This is a genomic window from Enterobacter sp. RIT418 (assembly GCF_003057745.1).
Lineage (GTDB): Bacteria > Pseudomonadota > Gammaproteobacteria > Enterobacterales > Enterobacteriaceae > Enterobacter.
Window position 1 is genome coordinate 187,778 of the sequence record NZ_QBJD02000002.1, and the last position, 24,384, is coordinate 212,161.

At 57.6% G+C, this 24,384-nt stretch carries 25 protein-coding genes and 1 tRNA gene; 10 read left to right on the forward strand and 16 right to left on the reverse strand.

Annotation, left to right across the window (positions count from 1 at the left end; genetic code table 11):
- Window positions 1-113 precede the first annotated feature (113 nt).
- Together ygdR and DBY73_RS03140 are read left to right on the forward strand one after the other, a co-directional pair.
- Window positions 114-332 (forward strand): lipoprotein YgdR, encoded by a 219-nt coding sequence (gene ygdR / locus DBY73_RS03135; protein ID WP_112009758.1) that lies wholly within the window; start codon window positions 114-116, stop codon window positions 330-332.
- 132 nt (window positions 333-464) lie between these two features.
- Window positions 465-1,505 (forward strand): NADP(H)-dependent aldo-keto reductase, encoded by a 1,041-nt coding sequence (locus DBY73_RS03140; protein WP_112009759.1) that lies wholly within the window; start codon window positions 465-467, stop codon window positions 1,503-1,505.
- An 89-nt stretch (window positions 1,506-1,594) separates the two neighbouring features.
- Here DBY73_RS03140 and lplT read toward each other — a convergent pair whose 3' ends face one another.
- Both lplT and aas read right to left on the reverse strand, forming a co-directional pair.
- A complete protein-coding gene (lplT, locus tag DBY73_RS03145) occupies window positions 1,595-2,788 on the reverse strand; it encodes a lysophospholipid transporter LplT (protein ID WP_112009760.1) in 1,194 nt (397 codons plus the stop codon).
- Complete coding sequence (gene aas, locus DBY73_RS03150; protein ID WP_112009761.1) at window positions 2,781-4,940, reverse strand: bifunctional acyl-ACP--phospholipid O-acyltransferase/long-chain-fatty-acid--ACP ligase; 2,160 nt, start codon at window positions 4,938-4,940, stop codon at window positions 2,781-2,783. The genes lplT and aas overlap by 8 nt, the downstream gene beginning before the upstream one ends.
- Before the next feature lie 43 nt (window positions 4,941-4,983).
- On the opposite strand from aas, the gene DBY73_RS22170 reads away from it, so the two are divergent.
- Entirely contained in the window at window positions 4,984-5,271 is a 288-nt protein-coding gene (locus tag DBY73_RS22170) for a hypothetical protein (RefSeq protein ID WP_181573197.1), read from the forward strand.
- Window positions 5,272-5,564: 293 nt separating this feature from the next.
- Window positions 5,565-6,581 carry an HTH-type transcriptional regulator GalR gene (galR, locus tag DBY73_RS03160; RefSeq protein ID WP_112009763.1) on the forward strand — a complete coding sequence of 339 codons (1,017 nt, stop codon included), beginning with the start codon at window positions 5,565-5,567 and terminating at the stop codon, window positions 6,579-6,581.
- Here the strand turns inward: galR and DBY73_RS03165 are convergent.
- Complete coding sequence (locus DBY73_RS03165; RefSeq protein WP_112009764.1) at window positions 6,542-7,018, reverse strand: GNAT family N-acetyltransferase; 477 nt, start codon at window positions 7,016-7,018, stop codon at window positions 6,542-6,544. The genes galR and DBY73_RS03165 overlap by 40 nt on opposite strands.
- Window positions 7,019-7,331: 313 nt before the next feature.
- Between DBY73_RS03165 and DBY73_RS03175 the strand changes: the two genes are divergently transcribed.
- A complete protein-coding gene (locus DBY73_RS03175; protein ID WP_112009766.1) occupies window positions 7,332-8,369 on the forward strand; it encodes a LacI family DNA-binding transcriptional regulator in 1,038 nt (345 codons plus the stop codon).
- On the opposite strand, the gene lysA is transcribed toward DBY73_RS03175, so the two are convergent.
- A complete protein-coding gene (gene lysA, locus DBY73_RS03180; RefSeq protein WP_112009767.1) occupies window positions 8,339-9,601 on the reverse strand; it encodes a diaminopimelate decarboxylase in 1,263 nt (420 codons plus the stop codon). The two genes, DBY73_RS03175 and lysA, sit on opposite strands and share 31 nt — an antisense overlap.
- A 121-nt stretch (window positions 9,602-9,722) precedes the next feature.
- On the opposite strand from lysA, the gene DBY73_RS03185 reads away from it, so the two are divergent.
- The gene (locus tag DBY73_RS03185; RefSeq protein ID WP_112009768.1) at window positions 9,723-10,649 is read left to right on the forward strand and encodes a LysR family transcriptional regulator; all 927 of its coding nucleotides are present in this window, start codon (window positions 9,723-9,725) and stop codon (window positions 10,647-10,649) included.
- On the opposite strand, the gene DBY73_RS03190 is transcribed toward DBY73_RS03185, so the two are convergent.
- From DBY73_RS03190 to DBY73_RS03220, 7 genes are all read right to left on the reverse strand, one after another.
- Window positions 10,644-11,336 carry an aspartate/glutamate racemase gene (locus DBY73_RS03190; RefSeq protein WP_112009769.1) on the reverse strand — a complete coding sequence of 231 codons (693 nt, stop codon included), beginning with the start codon at window positions 11,334-11,336 and terminating at the stop codon, window positions 10,644-10,646. The two genes, DBY73_RS03185 and DBY73_RS03190, sit on opposite strands and share 6 nt — an antisense overlap.
- Before the next feature lie 116 nt (window positions 11,337-11,452).
- Complete coding sequence (gene wzz(fepE) / locus DBY73_RS03195; protein ID WP_112009770.1) at window positions 11,453-12,577, reverse strand: LPS O-antigen length regulator Wzz(fepE); 1,125 nt, start codon at window positions 12,575-12,577, stop codon at window positions 11,453-11,455.
- Window positions 12,578-12,867: 290 nt separating this feature from the next.
- A complete protein-coding gene (locus DBY73_RS03200) occupies window positions 12,868-14,283 on the reverse strand; it encodes a sugar porter family MFS transporter (protein WP_112009771.1) in 1,416 nt (471 codons plus the stop codon).
- A gap of 311 nt (window positions 14,284-14,594) precedes the next feature.
- Complete coding sequence (kduD, locus tag DBY73_RS03205; protein WP_112009772.1) at window positions 14,595-15,356, reverse strand: 2-dehydro-3-deoxy-D-gluconate 5-dehydrogenase KduD; 762 nt, start codon at window positions 15,354-15,356, stop codon at window positions 14,595-14,597.
- A gap of 63 nt (window positions 15,357-15,419) precedes the next feature.
- Window positions 15,420-16,256, reverse strand: a complete 837-nt coding sequence (kduI, locus tag DBY73_RS03210) for a 5-dehydro-4-deoxy-D-glucuronate isomerase (RefSeq protein WP_112009773.1) — start codon at window positions 16,254-16,256, stop codon at window positions 15,420-15,422.
- Window positions 16,257-16,605: 349 nt separating this feature from the next.
- Window positions 16,606-17,784, reverse strand: coding sequence for an acetyl-CoA C-acetyltransferase (locus DBY73_RS03215; RefSeq protein WP_112009880.1), 1,179 nt, complete (start codon window positions 17,782-17,784; stop codon window positions 16,606-16,608).
- Window positions 17,785-17,878: 94 nt separating this feature from the next.
- A complete protein-coding gene (locus DBY73_RS03220) occupies window positions 17,879-18,745 on the reverse strand; it encodes a LysR family transcriptional regulator (RefSeq protein ID WP_112009774.1) in 867 nt (288 codons plus the stop codon).
- A 105-nt stretch (window positions 18,746-18,850) separates the two neighbouring features.
- Here DBY73_RS03220 and DBY73_RS03225 point away from each other — a divergent pair, with 105 nt between their 5' ends.
- Together DBY73_RS03225 and DBY73_RS03230 are read left to right on the forward strand one after the other, a co-directional pair.
- Entirely contained in the window at window positions 18,851-19,312 is a 462-nt protein-coding gene (locus DBY73_RS03225) for a multidrug/biocide efflux PACE transporter (RefSeq protein WP_112009775.1), read from the forward strand.
- A gap of 120 nt (window positions 19,313-19,432) precedes the next feature.
- The gene (locus tag DBY73_RS03230; protein WP_112009776.1) at window positions 19,433-20,662 is read left to right on the forward strand and encodes an amino acid permease; all 1,230 of its coding nucleotides are present in this window, start codon (window positions 19,433-19,435) and stop codon (window positions 20,660-20,662) included.
- Between the two features lie 36 nt (window positions 20,663-20,698).
- Here DBY73_RS03230 and DBY73_RS03235 read toward each other — a convergent pair whose 3' ends face one another.
- A complete protein-coding gene (locus DBY73_RS03235; protein ID WP_112009777.1) occupies window positions 20,699-21,169 on the reverse strand; it encodes an Lrp/AsnC family transcriptional regulator in 471 nt (156 codons plus the stop codon).
- A 116-nt stretch (window positions 21,170-21,285) separates the two neighbouring features.
- On the opposite strand from DBY73_RS03235, the gene DBY73_RS03240 reads away from it, so the two are divergent.
- Window positions 21,286-21,897, forward strand: coding sequence for a LysE family translocator (locus DBY73_RS03240; RefSeq protein ID WP_112009778.1), 612 nt, complete (start codon window positions 21,286-21,288; stop codon window positions 21,895-21,897).
- 34 nt (window positions 21,898-21,931) lie between these two features.
- Here DBY73_RS03240 and DBY73_RS03245 read toward each other — a convergent pair whose 3' ends face one another.
- Together DBY73_RS03245 and yjdI are read right to left on the reverse strand one after the other, a co-directional pair.
- The gene (locus DBY73_RS03245) at window positions 21,932-22,204 is read right to left on the reverse strand and encodes a GNAT family N-acetyltransferase (protein ID WP_112009779.1); all 273 of its coding nucleotides are present in this window, start codon (window positions 22,202-22,204) and stop codon (window positions 21,932-21,934) included.
- 10 nt (window positions 22,205-22,214) lie between these two features.
- Window positions 22,215-22,445, reverse strand: a complete 231-nt coding sequence (gene yjdI / locus DBY73_RS03250) for a 4Fe-4S mono-cluster protein YjdI (RefSeq protein WP_112009780.1) — start codon at window positions 22,443-22,445, stop codon at window positions 22,215-22,217.
- A 130-nt stretch (window positions 22,446-22,575) separates the two neighbouring features.
- Here yjdI and DBY73_RS03255 point away from each other — a divergent pair, with 130 nt between their 5' ends.
- On the forward strand, window positions 22,576-23,208 hold the full coding sequence (locus DBY73_RS03255; protein ID WP_112009781.1) for a DNA-binding protein: 633 nt from the start codon (window positions 22,576-22,578) through the stop codon (window positions 23,206-23,208).
- Window positions 23,209-23,302: 94 nt separating this feature from the next.
- Here DBY73_RS03255 and DBY73_RS03260 read toward each other — a convergent pair.
- Window positions 23,303-23,376 (reverse strand) — tRNA-Gly (locus DBY73_RS03260).
- Window positions 23,377-23,453: 77 nt separating this feature from the next.
- Complete coding sequence (actS, locus tag DBY73_RS03265; protein ID WP_112009782.1) at window positions 23,454-24,203, reverse strand: amidase activator ActS; 750 nt, start codon at window positions 24,201-24,203, stop codon at window positions 23,454-23,456.
- Between the last annotated feature and the right edge of the window lie 181 nt (window positions 24,204-24,384).

The following is a 24,384-nucleotide window of genomic DNA, read 5'->3' on the forward strand; positions in this document are numbered from 1 at the left end:
GCGCACTGGCTAACATAATCACCTGGTATTTAAGATTTTCCCGCTTTCCCCTGTCGAATTATCGGGTTATTACTACACTATGATGTGATACGAGCCAGGTGAGGACGATAACGATGAAAAAATGGGCAGTGATAATCTCGGCGGTCGGTTTAGCGTTTGCCGTTTCAGGCTGTAGCAGCGATTACGTGATGGCGACCAAAGACGGTCGTATGATTCTGACGGACGGCAAACCCGAAGTCGATGATGATACCGGTCTTGTAAGCTACCACGATCAGCAGGGCAATAAGATGCAAATTAATCGCGACGAAGTCTCACAGATTATTGAGCGATAACCGATAAAGGTCAGTATCTTACTGGCCTTTTTGATTTTTTTCCTTCCCCTTTCGCTTCCCCTCTGCCATGTTTATATTCCTTTGTCGGGAGGTTCCTGACGCGGTTTATAGGTCAATTGAAGGAAGCCGGCTATGCATTATCACCGTATCCCCCATAGCGCACTGGAAGTCAGCCAACTGGGGCTGGGCACGATGACGTTTGGTGAACAAAACAGCGAAGCCGATGCCCATGAGCAACTCGATTATGCCGTCAGTCAGGGCATTAACCTGATTGACGTGGCGGAAATGTACCCTGTTCCTCCTCGCCCGGAAACGCAGGGCCTAACCGAAACCTACGTGGGTAACTGGCTGGCAAAACGCGGCAATCGCGAAAAGCTGGTTATCGCCTCGAAAGTCAGCGGCCCTTCGCGCAATAACGACACGGGGATCCGCCCGAATCAGATCCTCGATCGCAAGAACATTCGCGCCGCGCTGGATGCCAGCCTGAAGCGTCTGCAAACCGATTATCTCGATCTTTACCAGGTTCACTGGCCGCAGCGCCCAACCAACTGCTTCGGTAAGCTCGGCTACAGCTGGAGCGATAGCGCTCCCGCCGTGAGCCTGCTTGAAACGCTGGAGGCGCTGACGGAGTGCCAGCGCGCGGGCAAGATCCGCTACATCGGCGTGTCGAACGAAACGGCGTTTGGCGTGATGCGCTATCTGCATCTCGCGGACAAGCACGATCTGCCGCGCATCGTCACGATCCAGAATCCTTACAGCCTGCTAAACCGCAGCTATGAAGTCGGCCTGGCGGAAGTGACGCAGTACGAGGAGGTGGAGCTGCTGGCATACTCCTGCCTGGGCTTTGGCACGCTAACCGGTAAGTACCTGAACGGCGCGAAGCCCGCCGGCGCGCGCAACACGCTTTTCAGCCGTTTCACCCGCTACAGCGGCGAACAGACGCAGAAGGCCGTGGCGGCCTACGTGGATATCGCCAGGCGTCACGGCCTGGACCCAGCCCAGATGGCGCTGGCCTTCGTGCGTCGCCAGCCGTTCGTGGCCAGCACCCTGCTTGGCGCAACGACGATGGAACAGCTGAAAACGAACGTTGAGAGTTTCCATCTGAACCTGAGTGAAGAGGTGTTAGCGGAGATTGAGGCGGTGCATCAGGTTTATACATACCCGGCACCGTAATAAAAGCAAAACGGCAACAGAGTTGCCGTATTTGGTGTTTGCGCCCTCTCCCGTGGGAGAGGGCTTCAGGCCGCTTCTGGCCACTGATGTCAACGCCGACGCTGCCAGATCCACAGCCCGCTAATCGCCAGCGCAAACAGCGCGCCAAACCCGATGCCGATCGCCACCACCGGCGCGCCCGCCTTCACCGCCAGCGAATAGAGCCCCAGCATCAGCAGCATGGCGATGTTTTCGCCCAGGTTTTGCACCGCAATCGCATTGCCTGCCCCCACGGTCTGCTTGCCGCGCTCCTGCAATAACGCGTTCAGCGGAACCACGAAGAAGCCGCCCAGCATACCCATCAGGATCAGCAGAGCATACGAGGGCAGCAGCGCATGCTGGACCGAGAAGATCAGCACCACAACGCCGATAAGTATCCCCGCGGGCATACAGCGCGCGACCGTCTCCAGCGTCACCAGCTTAGCCGCCGCCCCCGCGCCGACGACAATCCCAATCGCCACCATCGCATTAAGATAGGTCGGCGTGGCGTTGTCTACGATACCCAGCGCCACGGGCACCCACAGCACCAGCAGAAAGCGCAGGGTAACGCCCGCGCCCCAGAACATGCTGGTACCCATCAGCGAAAAACGGGTTTCGCCGTTGCGCCACAGCACGCGGCAGGCGTTGAAGAAGCTGCTCGTCATCGGCCCAAAACGCCAGGACTGGCCCGGGCGCGCCACCGGCAGCGCAGGAATAAACAGGTTAGCGATAACCGCCCCGCCGTACACCACGGCGCAGACGCCCAGCGCGGCCAGCACGTGCCAGTCGGCCAGCACGCCGCCCGCTACCGAGCCCACCAGGATTGCCGCAATAGTCGAGGACTCCATCAGGCCGTTGGCCTTGACCAGCTTATCGCCGGTCGTCAGTTCGCCCAGAATGCCGTACTTCGCCGGAGAATAGGCCGCCGCGCCAATGCCCACCAGCGTGTAGCCGATAAACGGGTTGATGCCGAAGCAGATGCTGGCGGCACCGAGCAGCTTAAGGCCGTTGGCGAACATCATCACCCGGCCTTTTGGGAAGCTATCGGCCACCTGCCCCACAAAAGGCGCAAAGATGATGTAAGCACCCACAAACACCATCTGCAGCACCGGCTGGCTCCAGTCGGGGTAAAACTCGGCCTTGAGCAGCGCCAGCGTGGCAAACAGCAGCGCGTTATCGCCGAAGGCAGAGAGAAACTGGGCGGCAATGACCGCCATCATGCTTTTCGACCAGATAGAGGTGTTAGTGTGTGCTGACTCACGCATTATGCTGTTCCGCCTCTTCAACCATGCCCTTAAGGGTCACGAAATCGGGCTTGCCGCTGCCCAGCACCGGAAGCTGTTTGAGGTAGCGAATATCGCGCGGTACCGCCAGCTCGGGAATGCCGTGCTCGCGCGCGTGCTTGAGCAGCCGATCGCGCCTGAGCTCGCTGTCGGTGGTAAAGAGCACCAGCGCTTCCCCTTTGCTGGCGTCGCTTTTCACAACGGTGGCGTGAAGCCTGTCGGCAGAGACCGCCATCGCCAGCTGTTCTACCGTCTCAAGCGAGACCATTTCACCCGCAATCTTGGCGAAGCGCTTTGCGCGTCCCTGGATCTGCACGTAGCCCTGCTCGTCGAAGCGGACAATATCGCCGGTATCGTACCAGCCGGTCTCGATGTCGCCGTTGACGTTTTCCGCCGTCGGCGCTTCCAGCACGCCCGGATTTTCGACCCGCAGATAGCCGTTCATCACGTTTGGCCCCTTCAGCTGCAGGCGACCACCGTCCTCAATGCCCGGCACCGCCAGCAGGCGCGCGTCCAGCCCCGGCAGCAGCCTTCCTACCGTGCCCGGCTTCGCAGCCATCGGCACGTTGATGGAGACCACGGGCGCGCACTCCGTCACGCCGTAGCCTTCCAGAATGCGCAGGCCAAACTTATCCTGCCAGATTTGGCGCGTGCTCTCCTGGAGCTTCTCGGCCCCGGCAACCACATACCGCACGCGGAAGAAGTCGTACGGGTTGGCAAAGCGGGCATAGTTGCCGAGGAAGGTTGACGTGCCGAAGAGGACGGTACAGTTGCGGTCGTACACCAGCTCCGGCACGACGCGGTAGTGCAGTGGGCTCGGATACAGAAAGACCTCCGCACCGGTCAGCAGCGGCGTAAACAGGCCCACCGTGAGGCCAAACGAGTGGAACAGCGGCAGCGCCGACATAAAGCGGTCTTTTGCCGTAAAATCGGCGATAGTTTTGATCTGCTCTACGTTCGCCAGAATGCTTTTGTGGCTATGCACCACGCCCTTCGGATGGCCTTCGGAACCGGAGGTAAAGAGGATAATCGCGTCGTCTTCCGGCTTCTGCTTCACCTGCGCCAGATGCGGCATCAGTAGGTGGGCGAAGATCCACAGCTTATCGCACGTCGTGACGTCCGCTTTTAAGTCTTCAAGGAATACCCAGCGAACCTGCGTAAGCTGTTCCGGCAGGTGCCACAGCTTGCCCTTGTCGAGAAACTGACGGGAGGTGAAGACGGTGTTGATTTGTGCCGCCGTGATGGCGCTGGTCAGCCCCTTGACGCCCGCCGTGTAGTTCATCATCGCCGGGATGCGCCCGCGCGCGACGGCACCGAAGATCACCGCCGCGCTGATCCCCGCGTTCGGCAGCATCAGGCCAATCTTTTCGCCGCGCTTGCTGTACTTCTCAAGAATACGCCCCACGAACAGGGTCTTGGTCAGCAGCTTGCGATAGGTGTCCGGGGTAAAATTAACGTCTTCAATACAGTTTTTCTTCGCGCCGTAGCGGTACTGCGCCGACAGCAGGGACTCGTACAGCGTTTCGCGCGGGCGAACCGCCATGCGCGCTTCCATCATGATCTGGTGGAGCATTTCACCGGCAATTTTACGGCGGTCGCGGGCGCGCGGCGCGTCCGGCATCGGCAGCGACGTCGGCGGCAGAATGTGGAGGGTAATTTTCGGGAACAGACGCTGCTTCACCAGCCCTTTCAGGCGGCTGAAGTGGGTTAGCTCCGCGCCTTCAATGCGCAGCGGCACAACGGTTGCCCTGGACTTCGCGGCCACAAACCCCGCGCCGTCATAAATTTTCATCAGCGAGCCGGTAACGGAGATCCGTCCCTCCGGAAATATGACCACCGGGCGGCCCTGCTCAATCAGGCGCACCAGATGCTTAATCATCATCGGCTTCGTCGGGTCGAGCGGTACAAAATCAATCAGCGGCGCCAGCCAGCGCATAAACCACTTTTGGCTGATGGAGGTGTAGACCGCAAATACCGGACGCCCGGGTAAAAACAGCGCCAGCAGGATGCCGTCGATAAAGGAAACGTGATTGGGCGTAATGAGCACGCGTTCGCCATTAAGCGCCTGGGTATCGCCTGTTACGCGGACGCGAAACAGAATGCGGAAGAGTGTACGGAAGAACCCAAATAGCATCTCAACTCCTTTTGCCAGCCAGTGTGAGGGGTTAGGTTAAAGAGTGGCAGATTACACGAGAAGTGATAGGGGAGCGACAGCAAAAATAGAGGCGAAAAAAACCTGCGCATCCGCGCAGGCTGGTGCAAGAGATGAGTACGAAACCGTACTAAGAATTCTCACCAATCAATACCTCTGGGATCTTGATTGTGGTCGTTCGCTATCGGCTTCGCCAGTGGGAAAACGCAAGGGAATGAACCGAAATGCAACCAGGTGTGAATATTCGCTTTTGCTGTTACAGGTTGAAGTTTCAGGCAAAAAAAAACCTGCGTATCAACGCAGGCTGGTGTAAGTCGTGTTCATCAACCGGAGCTGATTCCACCTATCAATACCTCTGGGATCTCGACTCTAGCAACACGCTCTCGACGCTGGCTACCGGACAATCGCAACAGCCTGAGGCAAAGTGTAACTAAAGGTTCTAATTGACATTCTTTTGTCATGCTTAGCATGTGTAACGATTACACCAGCCCGGGGTGTTCTGCGTCACGTTTGTCGAGGTTCAAAACCCGTCCCCCTTGAATGCGCGCCGCTTTTCCGCAACACTAATTGGTGTGTAAACGCTTACCCCTAATAAGAAGGTATTAAATGGCGACAATTAAGGACGTGGCCCGGCTGGCGGGCGTTTCCGTCGCAACCGTCTCGCGCGTGATTAACGCGTCTCCTAAAGCCAGCGAGGCATCCCGCCTGGCCGTACAAACCGCCATGGACACCCTGAACTATCACCCCAACGCCAACGCGCGCGCGCTGGCCCAGCAGTCGACCGAGACGATTGGGCTGGTCGTAGGCGATGTCTCCGATCCCTTTTTCGGCGCGATGGTCAAAGCCGTGGAGCAGGTGTCGTACCAGACGGGCAACTTTCTGCTGATCGGCAACGGCTACCATAACGAACTGAAAGAACGCCAGGCGATTGAACAGCTGATTCGCCACCGCTGCGCCGCGCTGGTGGTTCACGCCAAAATGATCCCCGACGCCGAGCTGATTCATTTGATGAAGCAGATCCCCGGCATGGTGATCATCAACCGCATCATTCCCGGCTTTGAACAGCGCTGCGTGGCGCTCGACGACCGCTACGGGGCCTGGCTTGCCACCCGTCATCTGATCCAGCAGGGCCACACCCGCATCGGCTATCTCTGCTCCAACCACCCTATTTCCGACGCCGAAGATCGCCTGCAGGGCTATTACGACGCGCTGCGCGAAAACGGCCTGCCGTGCAACGACAGGCTGGTGGCTTACGGCGAGCCGGACGAAAGCGGCGGCGAGCAGGCGATGACCGAGCTTCTCGGCCGCGGGAAGAACTTTACGGCCATCGCCTGCTACAACGACTCGATGGCCGCCGGAGCAATGGGCGTATTAAACGATAACGGAATCGACGTGCCGGCAGAGATTTCGCTGATTGGCTTTGATGACGTGCTGGTTTCTCGCTACGTGCGACCGCGCCTGACCACCGTGCGCTACCCGATTATAACCATGGCGACGCAGGCGGCAGAGCTGGCCCTCGCGCTTGCGGATAACCGCCCGCCGCCGGAGATTACGCATCTGTTTAGCCCGACGCTGGTCCGCCGTCACTCCGTGGCATCCCCCGTGGAAGAACAGAGCGAATAGCGATACAGATGAACCGTTTTATCCGGGTATTCCAGCCCGTCACCGATGTACTGCCAGCCGTAACGTTCGTAGAAGTCACGGCAGGCTGACCAGAGGTGAAGCTCGGCGTACCCTGCCTGCCTGGCATACGTCTGTACGTGCTGCTGTAAACGCCCCGCCAGCCCCTGCCCGCGCGCCGATTCGTCAACGTAAAGCGACGCCAGCCAGGGATAAAGATCCTGACGCGCGATCAGGTCGCAGCGCCACAGCCCCACGGTGCCCAGCAGTCGCTCCCCCTCCACGGCGATAAACGTGAGCGGCAGCGCGTCCGGCGTCAGGCTGTGTTCAACAATGCTCTGGAAAAAGGCGCGCGGAAGCCCGTCGCCGAAGGCTTTCCAGATCCAGTCAATGACCTGTTCGGTAAACCGCGGTGCGGCGTACAGTGGTTGAATGTTCATCTCGGCTTTTCCTTAACGAGCGGCACGGCTCAAGACGGTCAGTGCCGCCGTTCGATCGGGCTTTTGTTGAGTGAGAGGCGGGTAGCATGCCAAAGATCGCCCGCCCGTTCAGCATGTTTTGTCTTAAAGCGCACAGCGCAGCGGGTGCTGTGCCAGAAGAGGATGCCCCCTTCGCCCTTCAACCCTTTATGCCGTTCGGGCGGATCGTCTCCAAAAGCGTGATCGCGATAGATTTTTTGCCCTTCCCGCGCCGCTTAAGGCCCGGATGGTCTGTGGTAAACTGCAGATCGTTACGTGGAATCAGGAATGTCTAATGGCAACAATGCTGGATGTCTCACTGCGCGCGGGCGTGTCGAAGGCCACCGTCTCGCGCGTGCTGAACGGCACGGGTCAGGTTAAAGAGAGTACGCGTCAGCAGGTTTTCAAGGCGATGGAAGAGCTGGGCTATCGGCCAAACTTCCTCGCGCGTTCGCTCGCCAACCAGACCAGCAACAGCATCGGTCTGGTGGTGTCGACCTTTGACGGTTTTTACTTTGGTCGCCTGCTGCAGCAAGCCTCCCGGCAGACCGAAACGCACGGCAAACAGCTCATCGTCACCGACGGCCACGATGCGCCCGAGCTTGAAGAGCAGGCCGTACAGATGCTGGCGGATCGCAAGTGCGACGCTATCGTGCTGTACACCCGCTACATGAGCGAAAAAGCGATCATGAAGCTGATCCACTCCGTGCAAACGCCGCTGGTGGTGATCAATCGCGAGGTCAGCCAGGCGGCAGATCGCTGCGTGTTCTTCGAGCAGCAGGACGCCGCGTTTAAGGCGGTGGATTATCTGATCGGCCAGGGACACCGGGAGATTGCCTGCATTACCGTTCCGATTCATACCCCGACCGGGAAGGCGCGCCTGATGGGCTACCGCAAGGCGCTGGAAAAGCACGGGATTTGCCTCGATGAACGACGCATAAAGTATGGCGATGCGGGCATGACGCGGGGATATGAACTGTGCAAGGAGCTGATTGGCGAAGGGGTGACGTTTAGCGCCCTGTTTGCCTGCAACGATGATATGGCGCTGGGCGCGTCCAAGGCGTTGCACCAGGCCGGGCTGCGCATCCCACAGGACGTTTCGCTGTTTGGTTTTGACGACGCGCCGAGCGCGAAGTGGCTGGAGCCCGCGCTTTCGTCGGTCTATTTGCCTATCGATAATATGATCGTGACGGCTATCGATCAGGCGATTCGGCTGGCAAAGAACCAGCCGGTCGAAGCGATCCCGCCGTTTACCGGCACGCTAGTCCTGCGCGACTCGGTAACAACGGGGCCGTACTTTACTCAGAAACGTTCAAGCGCGATCAGCTCCTGAATCGTCTGGCGGCGGCGAATCAGCTTCGCAGCGCCGTTATCAAACAGCACTTCCGGCAGCAGCGGACGGCTGTTGTAGTTGGACGACATGGACGCCCCGTACGCGCCGGTATCGTGCAGCACCAGATAATCTCCGGGTTTAACGTCCGGCAGGGAGCGGGTTTCCACTTTTCCGCCTTCCTGCTGGGTAAATACGTCGCCGGATTCACACAGCGGCCCCGCCACGACGGTCTCTCTGCGCGGCGCGTCGGTTAGGTCGCGGCCATCGGCGGCCAGCGCGCTGATATGGTGGTAGCTGCCGTACATTGACGGGCGCATCAGATCGTTAAAGCCCGCGTCGATCAGCACGAAGTGGCGGCTTCCCATCTCCTTCACGCTGCGAACCTGCGCCACCAGCACGCCGGACTCCGCCACCAGGAAACGTCCCGGTTCGATCTCCAGCTTCACCGCATGGCCAAGGTGCGCGGCGATGTTGTCGCGCGCGGCGCTCCACAGGCCGTAGTAGTGATCGGTATCGATCGCCTCTTCCCCCTCGCGGTAAGGAATGGACAGTCCGCCGCCTGCGGAGATCGCCTCCAGATCCTGATCAAAGTCGATCACCTGCTGAACCATTGCGCCGCAGACCTGCTCAAGGTGACCGTAGTCCACGCCCGAGCCGATGTGCATGTGAATGCCCACCAGCTTCAGGCCGTAGCGCTGAAGCACCGCAAGCGCGGCCGGAAGGTCGGCATACCAGATGCCGTGCTTGCTGTTTTCGCCGCCGGTATTGGTTTTTTGGCTATGGCCGTGGCCGAAGCCCGGGTTGATGCGCAGCCAGACGCGATGGCCTGGTGAAACCTGCCCGAGCTGTTCCAGCATATCCACCGACCCGGCGTTCACCGGGATCTGCAGTTCGTGCACGCGCGCAAGGGTCGCGTCGTCGATCAGATCGGCGGTAAAGACAATCGCGTCGCTATCGGCTTTCGGATCGAACCCTGCCGCCAGCGCGCGCTCAATTTCGCCTAAGGATACGGAGTCCACCTTCACGCCCTGCTCGCGCATCAGGCGCAAAATATGGATATTAGAGCAGGCCTTTTGCGCGAAACGCACTACGTCAAACTGATGCAGCGCGGCGATCTTCTCGCGAATAATCTGCGCGTCGTAGACCCACACCGGGCAGCCAAATTCGGCCGGCAGGCGCAGCAGGTTTTCAGCGTTCAGGTCAGTTTTCGTCTGGTTAAGCGGGCGTGGCATGGTGTACTCCGGGGATCGTCATTTTTTTCTATTACGCCACACTGAATAGGGAATAAAAAATATCGTTTTTTCGCGAGTCTATGCAAAAATGATATGGATAACTTCCTGCCACAGGTGCCCTATGCCCGTCATCAACTTACGCCACATTGAGATTTTCCACGCGGTGATGACCACCGGCAATCTCACCGAAGCCGCGCAGATGCTGCATACTTCACAGCCGACCGTCAGCCGCGAGCTGGCGCGCTTTGAAAAAGTGCTGGATCTGAAACTATTCGAACGCGCGCGCGGCAGGCTGCACCCCACGGTTCAGGGATTGCGCCTGTTTGAGGAGGTTCAGCGCTCCTGGTACGGGCTGGACAGAATCGTCAGCGCCGCGGAGAGCCTGCGGGAATTTCGCCAGGGCGAGCTGTCCATCGTCTGCCTGCCGGTGTTTTCGCAATCCTTTTTACCGTCGATGCTTCAGCCCTTCCTGACCCGCTATCCTGACGTTAATTTCTCGATCGTTCCGCAGGAATCCCCGCTGCTGGAGGAGTGGCTTTCCGCGCAGCGCCACGATCTCGGCCTGACTGAAACGCTTGTCACTCCGGCGGGCACGTCGCGCACGGAGCTGCTCTCTTTAGACGAGGTGTGCGTCCTGCCTGCCGGACATGCGCTTGCGGATAAAAGCGAATTAACGCCCGCAGATTTTCACGGCGAGAACTACATCAGCCTGTCGCAAACCGACAGCTATCGCCAGCTGCTGGATTCGCTGTTTGCGGAGCATCAGGTGAAAAGAAGAATGGTGGTAGAAACGCACAGCGCCGCCTCAATTTGCGCCATGGTGCGCGCCGGCGTCGGGGTTTCCGTCGTTAACCCGCTTACGGCGCTGGACTACGCCGGAAGCGATATTGTGATTCGGCCGTTTAGCGTATCGGTTCCGTTTACCGTGAGCCTGATTCGTCCGCTGCACCGCCCGGCGTCCGCGCTGGTGGATGCCTTTACCGCACATCTCATTGAGCATGTTAAACAGGTAGCGCTTCGCTTACCTGGCCGACCAAACCCGTTATGACAGCATAAATTCCACGGCATCCGCGGCGTGAATAGCGGTGGTATCAAATACCGGAACAGGGCTTCGCTCGGCCGGGACCAGCAGGCCGATCTCCGTGCAGCCGAAGATAACGCCTTGCGCGCCCTGCTGCGCCAGCTTTTCAATCACGCTAACGTAGTACGCGCGGGACGTTTCGCTGAAGGTGCCGAGGCAAAGCTCCTCGAAGATAATCTGATTAATGCGCGCCCGGTCGGCTTCGTCCGGGATGATGCTTTCAATACCAAACTCGCTGCTTAAGCGCCCGCGGTAAAAATCCTGCTCCATGGTGTAACGCGTGCCCAGCAGCGCCACCCGCGATACGTTCGCGGCGCTAATCGCCCGGCCCGTTGCGTCGGCAATGTGCAGAAACGGCAATGAACAGGCCGTTTCGATATGGGACGCCACCTTATGCATAGTGTTGGTACAGAGCAAAATCCCTTCCGCGCCCGCACGCTCCAGCCCGAGCGCCGCCTGCGCCAGGATCTCGCCCGCTTTATCCCATTCGCCGCTCGCCTGGCAGGCCTCGATGTCGTGAAAATCCACGCTGTGCAGCAGCAGGCTTGCCGAGTGCAGGCCGCCCAGCCGCTGTTTTACGCCCTCATTAATAAGGCGATAATAGGGAAGGGTTGATTCCCAGCTCATGCCACCCAATAACCCGATTGTTTTCATGGTTCCTCCCGTACGTTTACCCCAGTGAAGCAAACTTAGCGGCCCGTTTCCAGCGAGAGCTATTTCTGACATAAAAAAAGGCGCTATGCATAGCGCCTTGTTTGTCACTTTACGGCTTATTCCGCCGCGCTTTGCACATGCGGGCGTCGGGAACGCATGGCCTCACGCAGCAGGACGCTGCCGCACGCCAGCAGGCCGCCAATGAATGCAGCCAGCACGATAATCAGCGCTTTGCCCGGGCCGTCTTTTTTGATCGGCATTGACGGTGAAAGCTGATATTTAAACGGCTCAATATCTACGTCGTCAAAAGACAGCTTTTGCAGCTGCGTCAGGTAATATTCGCGGTTCTGGAAATCAGCGTTCAGCTCGGCCACGTCTTTCAGGTTCTTTTCAATCTGCAGCTTCTGGGCAATGCCGTCCGCCCCCAGCGCAACCGAGTAGTCCGGATCGTCTTTTACCGCCTGGCCGTTGCTGTAAACCGGCTTCTTAATGCCCGCCGCATTCGCCACTTTGAGGGAGTAGTTGAGGCGCTGCAAGTTGGTGTTGTGGGCATTGGTCAAACGCACGCGATCCAGCTCCAGTTGCTGTTCCACCATTTTGGTTTTCAGGGCAACCTGATTGCGGATATTTTGCATCGTCTCCTGCTCCACGAGGCTGGAGATGTACTTGATATACCCTTCCAGCACCGCCTGGGCATCTCCCGCGGTTGGGGCGGTGAAGCTTAGCGTCCACGAGGCATAGGGCGCTTTGTCCGCATCTTTCGCCAGGGTATTGTCGACGGCTTTCATCCTGTCGGAAATGTTGACCACCGCACGGTGCAGCTCCAGCGGATCGACGTCAGCCTCTGTAAGCTGAGCCATCACGTACGGCGATGATGTCATGTACTCTTCCAGCAGGGACTGAGACTGAAACTTTTTAATAAACAGGTTAAAAACGTCCCCGCGCGAAACCTTCGCGTCAATATCCAGCACCTGCAGGGAGACCAGCATCTGGCGCAGCGGGTTCCACTGCGTCTGTTCTGCCGGAGTGATAACCGATTTACTGGTCCACTTTTGCGGAAGCAGGAAGGCCACCACCAGCCCGGCCAGCGCAAAGGCAAACGTTATGGCGGCGATGCGTTTTTTGGCCGCAAGCAGAATGTCTAACAGGCCCAGGAGATCGATCTCTTTTTGATCGTTTGCCGCATAGGCGTGGTGAGGAAAATCCACATCCGTATTTTTTTTGAAGTCCATGACTGACATATCAATTCTTCTGTTTGTTCGGTGGGGGGAAGCGGTCTGTCTGAGCGTGCAGTTTCATTGATGATACAAGAAACTAAGAATCTTCTGATAGTACATATAAACCAAATTGATATGTCGCTATCATATTTAGTAGTTATTTCTGAATACCCCTATTTTTCATAAGCCGTACAAATATCGCTATTCGACTCCCAGAGAAAAGAACACTCAATAAGCACGAAAAAAAGCCGGGAGGCATTTCGCCTATCCCGGCCTATATACTTCACTGGCCCGGCAGGCGCCGGGCAGCAGCATCACAAACCGATATTCCTCAGCTTCTCACCGGCCATCAGCTTGCGTTCAATGTGCTCCAGCGTCACACCTTTGGTTTCTGGGATCAGCCAGAACGTAATGCCAATAAACGCCACGTTCAGCGCGGTATAAAGCCAGAACGTCCCGGCGGCACCAATCGCGTCCAGCAGCGTCAGGAAGGTTGCGCCGATGATCATGTTCGACACCCAGTTGGTGGTGGTCGAACAGGTGATGCCAAAGTCACGGCATTTCAGCGGCTGGATTTCAGAGCAAAGGATCCACACGACCGGCGCGGCGCTCATCGCATAGCCGGCAATACACATCATGGTCATCCCCACCGACAGCCAGGAGAGCCCGCTCGACGCCGTACCGTTGTCAAACTGCATCAGGCAGTAGCCGAGGATCAGCGTGCCGATCGCCATGACGCTAAAGCCAATCTTCAGCGCCGGCTTACGCCCCGCCTTATCCACAGTAAACACCGCAATGAAGGTGGCGAACATAAAGGTCAGCCCGACGACCAGCGTGGCGATCATCTGCTGTTCGGTGGTGGTAAACCCGGCCATTTTGAAGATGCGCGGCGCGTAGTACATGATGATATTCATGCCGGTAAACTGCTGCATTGCCTGCAGCAGCATGCCGAGAAACACCGCGCGGCGCACGTTGCGGTTCACCCTGAACAGCGCCCATCCGCCCTGCTTGAGCTTCAGGCTTTCGCGGATCTCGTTCAGCTCTTCGCGCGCTTTTTCGGAGGTGTCGCGCAGCATGCGCAGCACCTCTTCCGCCTCAACGTGACGCCCTTTTTGCGCCAGCCAGCGCGGGCTGTTCGGCAAAAAGATGACTAACACGATGAGCAGTACCGCAGGCAGCGCCAGCACGCCGAGCATCGCCCGCCAGTTGCCGCTGTAGCTGAAATACGTATCGGACAAAAACGCCAGCACAATGCCGAGCGTGACCATCAGCTGATACATGCTGATCATCTTGCCGCGCACGTTTTCGCTCGCCATTTCAGAGAGATACAGCGGCGCGGTATAGGAGGCGATCCCGACGGCAACGCCCAGCAGCACGCGGGAGAGCAGCAGCACCTCGACGTTCGCCGCAAAGGCAGAGCCAATGGAGCCCGCGACAAACAGGATCGCCCCGACCATCAGGCTGTATTTACGCCCAAGGCGGAACGAGAGCCAGCCGTTGAACAGCGCGCCGATGGCTGCGCCGAGCATCATGCTGCTCACCACCCACTCCTGCAGGCGGTTGCTCAGCGTAAAGTGATCGGTAATAAAGGGCAGCGCGCCGGCAATCACGCCGATATCCAGACCAAACAGCAGGCCGGCAACCGCGGCGGCAATGGAGACAAACTGGTTCATGCGGCGGGTATCGCGTAACACGCCCGACGCCAGGGTAGAGTCATTTATTGATGTCATAATTTCCTGCCTGAACAGCTAAAACATGCAATGAAATTACGAGAAAGCCAGAGAAAGTGTCAGGCGGGAATCCGCGAAGATATGGATGATTTCGCTGTGGCATAGCGATCTGTGATGGACATTACAATTTCAATGAGCGGTGAAACACCTCCACTATTTATTAATCCTCTAATTTATAAGCATTAAAACTGTGATATTCATCATTTATGCTTTTTTGATATGGATTTTTCGTCTTGAGCCATATGGATCATGACTATTTTTGCGAAAAAAAACCTCCGCTCAGGAGCAGAGGTTCATACCTGCATAAGCAGTTACCGCGCCAGCCAGCCGCCGTCCACCGCCACGGTATAGCCGTTGATGTAATCAGATGCAGAAGACGCGAGGAACACAATCGGTCCCTTGAGATCGTCCGGCAGCCCCCAGCGGCCCGCCGGAATGCGGTCCAGGATCTCGCTGCTGCGCTGTTCATCGGCGCGAAGCTGCTGGGTATTGTTGGTCGCCATATAGCCCGGCGCAATCGCATTCACGTTAATGTTGTGCTTCGCCCACTCGTTCGCCAGCAGGCGGGTGACGCCCATTACGGCGCTTTTCGACGCGGTGTAAGACGGCACGCGGATGCCGCCCTGGAAGGAGAGCATGGAGGCGATATTGATAATCTTGCCGCCGTTGCCCTGAGCAATAAAGTGCTTCGCCGCGGCCTGAGACATGAAGAACACGCTCTTGATGTTCAGGTTCATTACGTCGTCCCAGTCGCGCTCGCTGAAGCTGATCGCGTCTTCGCGGCGGATCAGGCCCGCGTTGTTGACCAGAATATCGATATGGCCAAACTCCGCCACCGCGCGTTCCAGCAGCTCGGGAATAGCGTCGATTTTGCGCAGGTCGGCGGTCAGGCTCAGGAAGCGGCGGCCCAGCGCGGTCACGCGCTCAATGGTTTCCGTAGGCTCAACGATGTTGATACCCACAATATCGCAGCCCGCTTCCGCCAGGCCTAGCGCCATGCCCTGGCCCAGGCCGGTGTCACAGCCCGACACAACGGCCACTTTACCCTGCAGAGAAAATGCATCCAGAATCATGTTTGTTCCTTACTCGTTCAGCGCCCGTCATCAACAGGCAGATTGGTACAACACCGCCCGCGACTAGCGCAGATCCTTAACCGCAACGTGGTCCATGTCATCGAAGACCTGGTTCTCGCCGACCATGCCCCATATAAAGGTGTAGGCTTTGGTCCCCACGCCGGAGTGAATCGACCAGCTCGGCGAAATGACCGCCTGCTCGTTGTGCATCACGATGTGGCGCGTCTCCTGCGGCTGCCCCATCATGTGGAACACGCAGGCATCGTCATCCATGTTGAAGTAGAAATAGACCTCCATGCGGCGCTCGTGCGTGTGGCACGGCATGGTATTCCACAGGTTGCCCGGCGCCAGCTCGGTCAGCCCCATGCTGAGCTGGCAGGTTTCCAGCACGTCCGGCACAAAGTATTTATTGATGGTCCTGCGGTTACTGGTGAGGTCGTCGCCAAGCGTGACCGGCGCAACGTCGTCAGGCGTCACCTTTTTGGTGGGATACGCCGTGTGGGCCGGGGCGCAGTTGTAATAAAACTTCGCCGGTTTGCCGGCGTCGACGCTGGCAAAGACCACCTCTTTCGCGCCCTGACCAATATAGAGCGCATCGCGATGGCCAATCTCGTAGCATTGTCCATCGACCGTGACGGTGCCCGGGCCGCCGATATTGATCGTACCCAGCTCGCGACGCTCCAGGAAGTAGCTCACGCCGAGCTGTTTACCCACCTCGCCGCCGACGGAGACGGTTTGCGCCACCGGCATGATGCCCCCCACAATGATGCGGTCGATATGGCTGTAGACCATGGTGTACCTGTCGGCTTCGAACACCTGCTCAACTAAAAATTCACCGCGCAGCCCCTGAGTATCCAGCGTTTTCGCATGCGCACTGTGGATGCTTTGTCTGACGTCCACGTTAACCTCCAGAATTGACCGTGCCCGCAGGCAGAAAAATTAACGAAACAACGTTCCGTTTTCATGATGGAGACATACTATCCGCTGAGAATGGGCTTTTCAATTACATTTAAAACATCGTTTCATTTTTTCCGCATCTTAATACCAGAAGTGTAGTGACGATCACGAATGAGGGATATCTAAGAGGAAGAAAAAACTGAGGTGAAATAATTTTATTATGTAAAACAATATATTAATAAGACTTTGAATTTTGACATTCTTAAAAACAAACCCTGCAGAAATTTAAAGATGGTTCACGCGTAAAAAAAACCTCCCAACGGGAGGCTTTCGTTAAGCTGAAGAATTTCGTCTAGCGCTCAATAGCCAGCGCGACGCCCTGACCGCCGCCGATACAGAGCGTGGCAAGCCCTTTGCGGGCGTTACGCTTCATCATTTCATGGACGAGCGATACCAGTATCCGGCAGCCCGATGCGCCAATCGGATGGCCAAGCGCGATCGCCCCGCCGTTAACGTTAACCCGCAGCGGGTCCCACTCCAGCATTTTTCCGACCGAGATGGCCTGCGCCGCATAGGCTTCGTTCACTTCGATCAGATCGACATCGGCCAGCGACCAGCCCGCGCGCTCGAGGCAGCGCCGGGTGGCATACACCGGGGCAATGCCCATGAGCGCAGGGTCCACGCCCACGCTGGCAAAGGCCTTGATGCGCGCCAGCACGGGAAGATCGAGCTCCTGCGCTTTGCTTTCGCTCATCATCATCACCGCGGCGGCGCCGTCGTTAATGGAGGACGCGTTGCCCGCCGTGACCGATCCCATCATTTCAAAAGCCGGATGGAGCTTTGCCAGCCCTTCCGCGCTGGCGTCGGTGCGCGGCTGTTCGTCGGTATCGACGCTCATGCTTTCACCGTTCTGGTGCCGGGTGCTGACGGGGACAATTTCATCGCGAAAGCGCCCGGAATCAATCGCGGCGCGGGCCTTTTGCTGAGAGCTTAGCGCATAGGCGTCCTGAAGCTCGCGGCTGATGCCGTACTCGCGCGCCAGGTTTTCCGCCGTCACGCCCATGTGATAATCGTTGAAGGCGTCCCACAGCCCGTCGTGAACGAGGCTGTCGAGCAGCTGGCTGTTGCCCAGCTGCGCGCCGGTCCGGCTGTCGGTGAGCACGTGCGGCGCGCGGCTCATGTTTTCCTGACCGCCCGCAATCACCACTTCCGCCTCGCCGCACTGAATGGCCTGGGTGGCAAGGTGCAGCGCCTTCAGGCCCGAGCCGCAGACGTCGTTGATGGTGATGGCGGAAACGGTGTTCGGCAGGCCGCCCTTCAGCGCAGCCTGACGGGCAGGGTTTTGCCCGGCGCCGGCGGTCAGCACCTGACCGAGGATCACCTCATCGACTTCATGCGCGGCAACCCCGCTGCGTTCCACCAGCGCTTTAACCACCACGCTGCCTAAATCAACGGCGGAGTGGCGCGCCAGTGCGCCCTGAAAACAGCCAATGGCCGTACGCAACGCGCCCACGATAACGACATCTTTCATCACGACCTCTGGGTAAAATGACATGACGATAGTAGATGCATTGTTATCAACAATTAACGCAATTGTTTAAAATTAGTGAGTTTAATCACAAGGATTAGCGCGCGTCCTGCAAATACTGGCGCAGCCAGCTTCCCGCCACGCCCGGCGGCGATCGCTTATTCCACAGCAAATCGATGGCGATCGAACGCGGCCAGCCGGGCACGTTCAGCTGCACCAGCGATTTCGACGCCGCAAATTCTTCCACCAGCGCGCAGGGCAGAGCGCACCAGCCGAATCCCTGCACCGCCATGCTCAGGAGCAGCAGGTAGTTCGGCGCGGACCAAACCGGCCCCCGCGCCAGCGACGGTTCGCGCTCAAGATAGGTGTTCAGCCGCAGCTCTCGCCAGCCGTGCAGCTCGTCGGCCTGGGTTTCGTGCTGCCCGGCCAGCGGATGGGTGGTTGAGACGTAAATCGCCATTCGGGTCTGCATGGGAAGCCGGGTCACGCCGATGCCGATCGGGTAACTGTCGCGCGCTTCCGTCAGGCCGACCTGCGCCCGCTCCTTCTGCAGCAGGTCGATAACGTCCTCTTCCTCACCGATCAGGCACTCAAATTCGGTGTGCGGAAAGCGCTGGTCGAACTGGGTCATCAGCTCTTCCAGCACGGCCGGGTTTAGCGTGTCGGAGAGCACGAACGTCAGGCGGGCCTCGGTCTGCGCCGTGAGCGTTACCGCCAGCTCGTCCAGCCGCGCGCTGGCGGCGAGGATCGACTGCACGTACCCCAGCACCTGCTGGCCCTGTGCGGTAAGCACCGGCTGGCGCGCCGAGCGGTCGAAGAGCTCAACGCCCAGATCCGCCTCCAGGTTGGCGATGGCGGTGCTAATGGTGGATTGGCTTTTACGCAGGCGACGCGCGGCGGCGGAGAAGGAACCCGCCGCGACGGTTTCAACAAATGCCGTAAGGGCTTCGGGAGAATAGCGCATAGAAGTATCTATTTTATCGATGGATACCATCTTTTATATATCATCTTTTGCGATAAAAATAGGCGCCCACACCGCCCATACCGGCGAATGAATGAGGTCAATGCTATGCAACAACAAGATGCACTCCAACGTAAGCTGCCGGAGCGGATCTTCCATGCCGTCTGCTTTGAAGGGATCGCGACGGCCATTCTCGCCCCCACGGCGGCGTGGCTCATGCAGCGCTCCGTGGTTGAAATGGGCGGGCTGACCATCATCCTGGCGACGACGGCGATGCTATGGAACATTATCTACAACTTCGGCTTTGACCGCTTCTGGCCGGTGCAGCGCGTAAAGCGCACGGCGAAAGTGCGCGCCCTGCACGCGCTGGGCTTTGAGTGCGGGTTTATCGTCATCGGCGTGTCTATCGTTGCCGCCGTGCTGGGCGTGACCCTGCTCCAGGCCTTTACGCTGGAGATTGGTTTCTTCCTGTTCTTCCTGCCGTACACCATGTTTTATAACTGGGCATACGACACGCTGCGCGAGAAAGTCATCAAGCGACGCCAGCAGCGACGCGCCCTGGCAAGCTAACGCTCCCCCTGGCCGGACGACCGATCCGGCCAAACGCCTTCGAAGCAACTGCGCTCTCCCTTCAGAATTATGGTAAATTGCTCTTCTTTTTGTTCGTTTTATAGTTGATACGTTGCTCTAATGTCGAAAATTTGGTCAAAAGAAGAGACTCTCTGGAGTTTCGCTCTCTACGGCACGGCCGTGGGCGCAGGGACGCTTTTCCTGCCTATTCAGCTAGGCTCCGCAGGCGCGATTGTCCTGCTCATTACCGCCCTCGTGGCTTACCCGTTAACCTACTGGCCGCACAAGGCGCTGGCGCAATTCATCCTGTCGTCAAAGACCAAGGGGAATGAAGGGATCACCGGCGCGGTCAGCCACTACTACGGCAAGAAAATCGGTAATCTGATTACCACGCTCTATTTTGTCGCCTTCTTTGTGGTGGTGCTGATTTATGCGGTGGCGATCACCAACTCGTTTACCGAACAGCTGGCAAAACGCATAACGGTTGATACGCCCGTGCGCATGCTGGTGAGCTTCGGCGTGGTGCTGGTGCTGAACCTGATATTCCTGATGGGCCGGCATATCACCCTAAAGGTGATGGGCTTTCTGGTTTTCCCGCTGATTGCCTATTTCCTGTTTGTCTCCCTCTACCTGACGGGAAGCTGGCAGCCGTCGCTGCTGACCGGCCAGGTCTCGTTCGATCGGCATACGCTGCATCAGGTGTGGATTTCGATCCCGGTGATGGTTTTCGCTTTTAGCCATACGCCGATTATCTCGACGTTCGCCGTTGACCGTCGCGAGAAATACGGCGACGCAGCCATGGGTAAATGCAAAAAAATCATGAAGGTGGCGTACCTGATCATCTGCCTGAGCGTGCTGTTCTTCGTGTTTAGCTGCCTGCTCTCTATTCCACCGTCGTACATCGTGGCGGCGAAGGAGGAAGGGGTGACCATTCTGTCGGCGCTGTCGATGATGCCCTCTTCTCCGGCGTGGCTTGGCATTTCCGGCATTGTCGTGGCGATTATCGCGATGTCGAAATCGTTCCTCGGAACCTATTTTGGGGTGATTGAGGGGGCGACGGAGATCGTGAAATCGTCGCTGAATCAGGCCGGCGTGAAGAAGAGCCGCGCGTTCAACCGCGCGATGTCGATTCTGATCGTGTCGCTGATTACCTTCGCTATCTGCTGCATTAACCCGAACGCGATCTCGATGATTTACGCCATCAGCGGCCCGCTTATCGCCATGATTTTGTTCATCATGCCGACGCTGTCAACGTACCTGATTCCGTCGCTTAAGCAGTATCGTTCCCTCGGCAACCTGCTGACGCTGATCGTCGGCCTGCTGTGCGTATCGGTGATGTTTGTCGGCTAATCACCACCGCGCCCGACGCTCCGCCGGGCGCGCATTTTAGTCCCGCCCCAGCGTTTCCAGCGGAAACGGCCTGTCCTGCACCACCGTTTTCATCACCAGCGTAGAACGCAGATGCTGCACGCCGGGCATCGCCGACAGCTTTTCGTCATACAGCTGCTGAAACGCCGACAGATCGCGGGTCACCACGTGCATCAGATAATCGGGATCGCCGAACAGGCGCTGCGCCAGCACGATCTGAGGGATCTCTTCCACCGCGTCTTCAAAAGCGCTAACCGCCTTCTTGTCCCCCTCTTTCAGCGTCGCAAAGACGATAGCCAGAAAGTTAAACCCCATTTTTGCCGGATCGAGATTGGCGCGATAGCCGGTAATGGCCCCGCTCTGCTCAAGCGCCCTCACGCGCCGGTGGCAGGGCGAGAGGCTCAGGTTCACGCGTTCAGCCAGGTCCGTGAGAGATAAACGCCCGTCAGACTGTAGCTCCGCAAGAATTTTTCGATCGATGCTGTCCATTTAGAAGATTTTCTCAATTTCACCGTATTACGAGCATAACATTGAAAGCTCATTTCGCGCGGATATCGTTATTCTTTCACTCACTGAATGAGAGGAGCACTGGAGTTTTACAGACGATGGAAATGAGCATCGTGGCCGGATTTTGGGTAGTGTCTTTTCTGCTCATCATGACGCCGGGAGCGGACTGGGCCTACACCATAAGTGCGGGTATCAACGGGCGGCGCGTCGTGCCTGCGGTCATCGGGCTGATATCGGGCCATCTGCTTGCCACGCTCATCGTGGTGGCAGGCGTTGGCGTGGTCATTGCCCGCCACCCGCTGGCGCTTACCGCGCTGACCCTCGCAGGCGCGCTCTATCTTCTGTGGCTGGGCGTCTCGCTTTTGCGTCATCCCGCCGCGCCGGAAAAAGCGCAGGGACTGGATGGCAGCTGGAACCAGTGGGCGGTAAAAGGCCTCTGCATTAGCGGCATGAATCCTAAAGTGTTTTTGCTGTTTCTGGCCCTGCTTCCGCAGTTTACGGACCCAAAAGGAAGCTGGTCGATAGCGATGCAGATGTCCGCGCTCGGGTTTATGCACCTTTTTACCTGCACGCTGGTTTATCTGCTGGTGGGATATGGCGCAAAAGCGGTACTGACCACGCGCCCTCAGGCAGCGCGCGTGGTGGGTCGGGCATCAGGTGCGATTATGGTGGCGATCGCAGCAATTTTGCTGTTTGAACAACTGCGATAAAAAAACACCGGCTGTATCGCCGGTGTCGTTTTACCTACGCGCGAATGTCGTCATATTCCCGCGTATTATCAAACTCATGCCTGGCAAACGGACACAGCGGGATGATCTTGCGGTTCTCACCGCGCATTTTTTCCACCACTTTCGCCACCAGCTGCTTGCCCACGCCCTGCCCTTTCAGGCTCTCATCGACGTCGGTATGCTCGATAATGCTCAGATGCTCGCCGGTCGGCACGAAAACAATCTCGGCAACCTGATTGCCCTGTGCGTCATTCACGTAAAACGTGTTATGGCCTTCCAGAATTTCCATGGTTCCTCGCTTATTTATGGCGGTACTTCAGCGCACCGCTCGGGCAGGTATCGATCACGCGTACGACCGTGTTTACGTCAACTTCATCTGGAATGATCCACGGCTTGCGCTTGAGGTTGAACAGCGCCGCGCTCCCACGCACGCAGTTCCCCGAGTGCTTACAGATGCCGGTGTTAAAGTAGACGTCAATTTTTTCACCGGTGTAGGCCCGGTAGCCTGCATCCAGTAGCTCTTTATCCATCACATTGCCTCTGTTGTTTTTATCTCAGGTAAGCATAGCGCGTAAGCGGAAGCATCAATAACGCACTTCCTGCCCGCAGGTGGTGCTGATAAAGTAACCCGCAATCGGCAAACACACCACACGTCACGCTATGATAAAACGGATTGATTATCAGATAGAAAAGTACCATTTTACCGAGCTAAACGAGACGCCCGAGCGCGCTCGCCAGTGGATGGAAGTGCTGGACGAATGCCGTCAGTCTCAGGCAGGCGCGGAGGAAAGATTGCGCATCGCGCTGCTGAACATGGATTATGTCACCAGCTTTGAGCTGCCTTTCCGGCTGTTGCTGATACGCACCCCGCAGCTCATTGCCGGGCTTAAGGATAAATTCCAAATCAATCGTAAAAGCGCCCTGTTCAACGGCAAGCGTTTTGGCTGTATCTGGAGCCTGAAGGCAAACATGAGCGATATGCCGGAAGAATTTCAGTATCGGCTGGTGACCCGCATCCGCCGCGTGGACTCCGCCGGGACGACCGCTGCGCCCTATCAGCAGATTGCCAAAGAGCTGAAAGCCCCGCGCGAGCGGTTGAAACGCGCCCTTGATGAAGGCCTGACGGTTTCAGCGCTGGACGGACTGTTCTGGTTTGGCCTGCAGCGTATCGCGGCGGATGTGCTGTACCTACGTAAAAAAGGCATGACGATTGAAACGCACGAAGCAGAGGTCTTTGATAGCCTGACGGGCACAACGAGACACGTTCCGGTTTATCGGCTGGGGAAGCGGTAGCATCCTGGTAATAAGGCGAAGAAGGGGCGTTAATTCTCGATGACGAGTAAGTTAAAGCTGCGGCAGGAGATTACGCAAGAATTGGGGAAGAATCTGGAGCGGGCGAAGGGAATCGAACCCTCGTATAGAGCTTGGGAAGCTCTCGTTCTACCATTGAACTACGCCCGCGTTGAGGTGCGTAAGGCATTATAGACCTTACGCATTTTCAGACAAGCCTTCATTGCTTCTAACCGGTGATTAAATAATCACTTAGCGCAGCGGTTGCTGCCCTGCGGCGGAAGATAACGCTGCGGATCGATGGCCGTCGCCTTATAGCGAATCTGGAAATGCAGCTTCACCGAATCCGTTCCCGTGCTGCCCATCGTGGCAATCTTCTGCCCCGCCTTCACGTTCTGACCGTTATTCACCAGCATTGTGTCGTTATGCGCATAGGCCGTGATGTAGTCTTCACCGTGCTTAAGCATGATCAGATTACCATACCCGCGCAGCTGGTTGCCGACGTAGACGACCTTCCCTGCCCCGGAGGCATAAACAGGCGTACCGCGCGCGGCAGCGATATCAATGCCCTTATTCCCACCCTCAGAGGTTGAATACGGCATAACCACTTTCCCGCTCGCGGGCCATAGCCAGCAGCGCTGCCCTACCGGCGGCCAGGAGGATTTCGGCACGGCGTAGGACGGAGTGACTTTTGCGGTTTTGCCTTTAGACGACGTCGATTTTTTTGCAGCGGATGATTTGCCGTTAACCTTCAGCTTCTGCCCAACCTCAATGGTGTAAGGCGCGGAGATATTGTTCATTTTCGCCAGGTCTTTTACGCTGGTGCCCGTCATCCGCGAAATGCGGTACAGCGTGTCACCGCGCTTAACGGTGTACACCGCGCCAGAGTAGCTGCCCATATCCGATGATTTGCTTCCCGAGCATCCCGCCAGAACCAGCGTCAGCAACAGGCAGAAAATAGCAGCAATGGGGTTTCTGGTCAGGCTTCCTGCAAACAAAACGGCTCCTCGCTCGGGGTGAATGGCGCACTATGATAGCAGCCCTCGCGGATACAGGTCATGCCCTTTTCCGCTCAGTGTGCCAACCCGTTTGCACGGGAATGCCGTATAATAAAGCAGCCTCTGACGCTGTGCGGGCCTGTTCCCGTGCGTAATAAGCGCAGCATCATTCGGCATTACG

Excerpts from the sequence above, each read along its gene's own strand:
- ygdR (WP_112009758.1), top strand. The coding sequence starts at position 114 with ATGAAAAAATGGGCAGTGATAATCTCGGCGGTCGGTTTAGCGTTTGCC.
- DBY73_RS03140 (WP_112009759.1), top strand. The coding sequence starts at position 465 with ATGCATTATCACCGTATCCCCCATAGCGCACTGGAAGTCAGCCAACTG.
- lplT (WP_112009760.1), bottom strand. The coding sequence starts at position 2,788 with ATGCGTGAGTCAGCACACACTAACACCTCTATCTGGTCGAAAAGCATG.
- aas (WP_112009761.1), bottom strand. The coding sequence starts at position 4,940 with ATGCTATTTGGGTTCTTCCGTACACTCTTCCGCATTCTGTTTCGCGTC.
- galR (WP_112009763.1), top strand. The coding sequence starts at position 5,565 with ATGGCGACAATTAAGGACGTGGCCCGGCTGGCGGGCGTTTCCGTCGCA.
- DBY73_RS03165 (WP_112009764.1), bottom strand. The coding sequence starts at position 7,018 with ATGAACATTCAACCACTGTACGCCGCACCGCGGTTTACCGAACAGGTC.
- DBY73_RS03175 (WP_112009766.1), top strand. The coding sequence starts at position 7,332 with ATGGCAACAATGCTGGATGTCTCACTGCGCGCGGGCGTGTCGAAGGCC.
- lysA (WP_112009767.1), bottom strand. The coding sequence starts at position 9,601 with ATGCCACGCCCGCTTAACCAGACGAAAACTGACCTGAACGCTGAAAAC.
- DBY73_RS03185 (WP_112009768.1), top strand. The coding sequence starts at position 9,723 with ATGCCCGTCATCAACTTACGCCACATTGAGATTTTCCACGCGGTGATG.
- DBY73_RS03190 (WP_112009769.1), bottom strand. The coding sequence starts at position 11,336 with ATGAAAACAATCGGGTTATTGGGTGGCATGAGCTGGGAATCAACCCTT.
- DBY73_RS03200 (WP_112009771.1), bottom strand. The coding sequence starts at position 14,283 with ATGACATCAATAAATGACTCTACCCTGGCGTCGGGCGTGTTACGCGAT.
- kduD (WP_112009772.1), bottom strand. The coding sequence starts at position 15,356 with ATGATTCTGGATGCATTTTCTCTGCAGGGTAAAGTGGCCGTTGTGTCG.
- DBY73_RS03215 (WP_112009880.1), bottom strand. The coding sequence starts at position 17,784 with ATGAAAGATGTCGTTATCGTGGGCGCGTTGCGTACGGCCATTGGCTGT.
- DBY73_RS03220 (WP_112009774.1), bottom strand. The coding sequence starts at position 18,745 with ATGCGCTATTCTCCCGAAGCCCTTACGGCATTTGTTGAAACCGTCGCG.
- DBY73_RS03225 (WP_112009775.1), top strand. The coding sequence starts at position 18,851 with ATGCAACAACAAGATGCACTCCAACGTAAGCTGCCGGAGCGGATCTTC.
- DBY73_RS03230 (WP_112009776.1), top strand. The coding sequence starts at position 19,433 with ATGTCGAAAATTTGGTCAAAAGAAGAGACTCTCTGGAGTTTCGCTCTC.
- DBY73_RS03235 (WP_112009777.1), bottom strand. The coding sequence starts at position 21,169 with ATGGACAGCATCGATCGAAAAATTCTTGCGGAGCTACAGTCTGACGGG.
- DBY73_RS03240 (WP_112009778.1), top strand. The coding sequence starts at position 21,286 with ATGGAAATGAGCATCGTGGCCGGATTTTGGGTAGTGTCTTTTCTGCTC.
- DBY73_RS03245 (WP_112009779.1), bottom strand. The coding sequence starts at position 22,204 with ATGGAAATTCTGGAAGGCCATAACACGTTTTACGTGAATGACGCACAG.
- yjdI (WP_112009780.1), bottom strand. The coding sequence starts at position 22,445 with ATGGATAAAGAGCTACTGGATGCAGGCTACCGGGCCTACACCGGTGAA.
- DBY73_RS03255 (WP_112009781.1), top strand. The coding sequence starts at position 22,576 with ATGATAAAACGGATTGATTATCAGATAGAAAAGTACCATTTTACCGAG.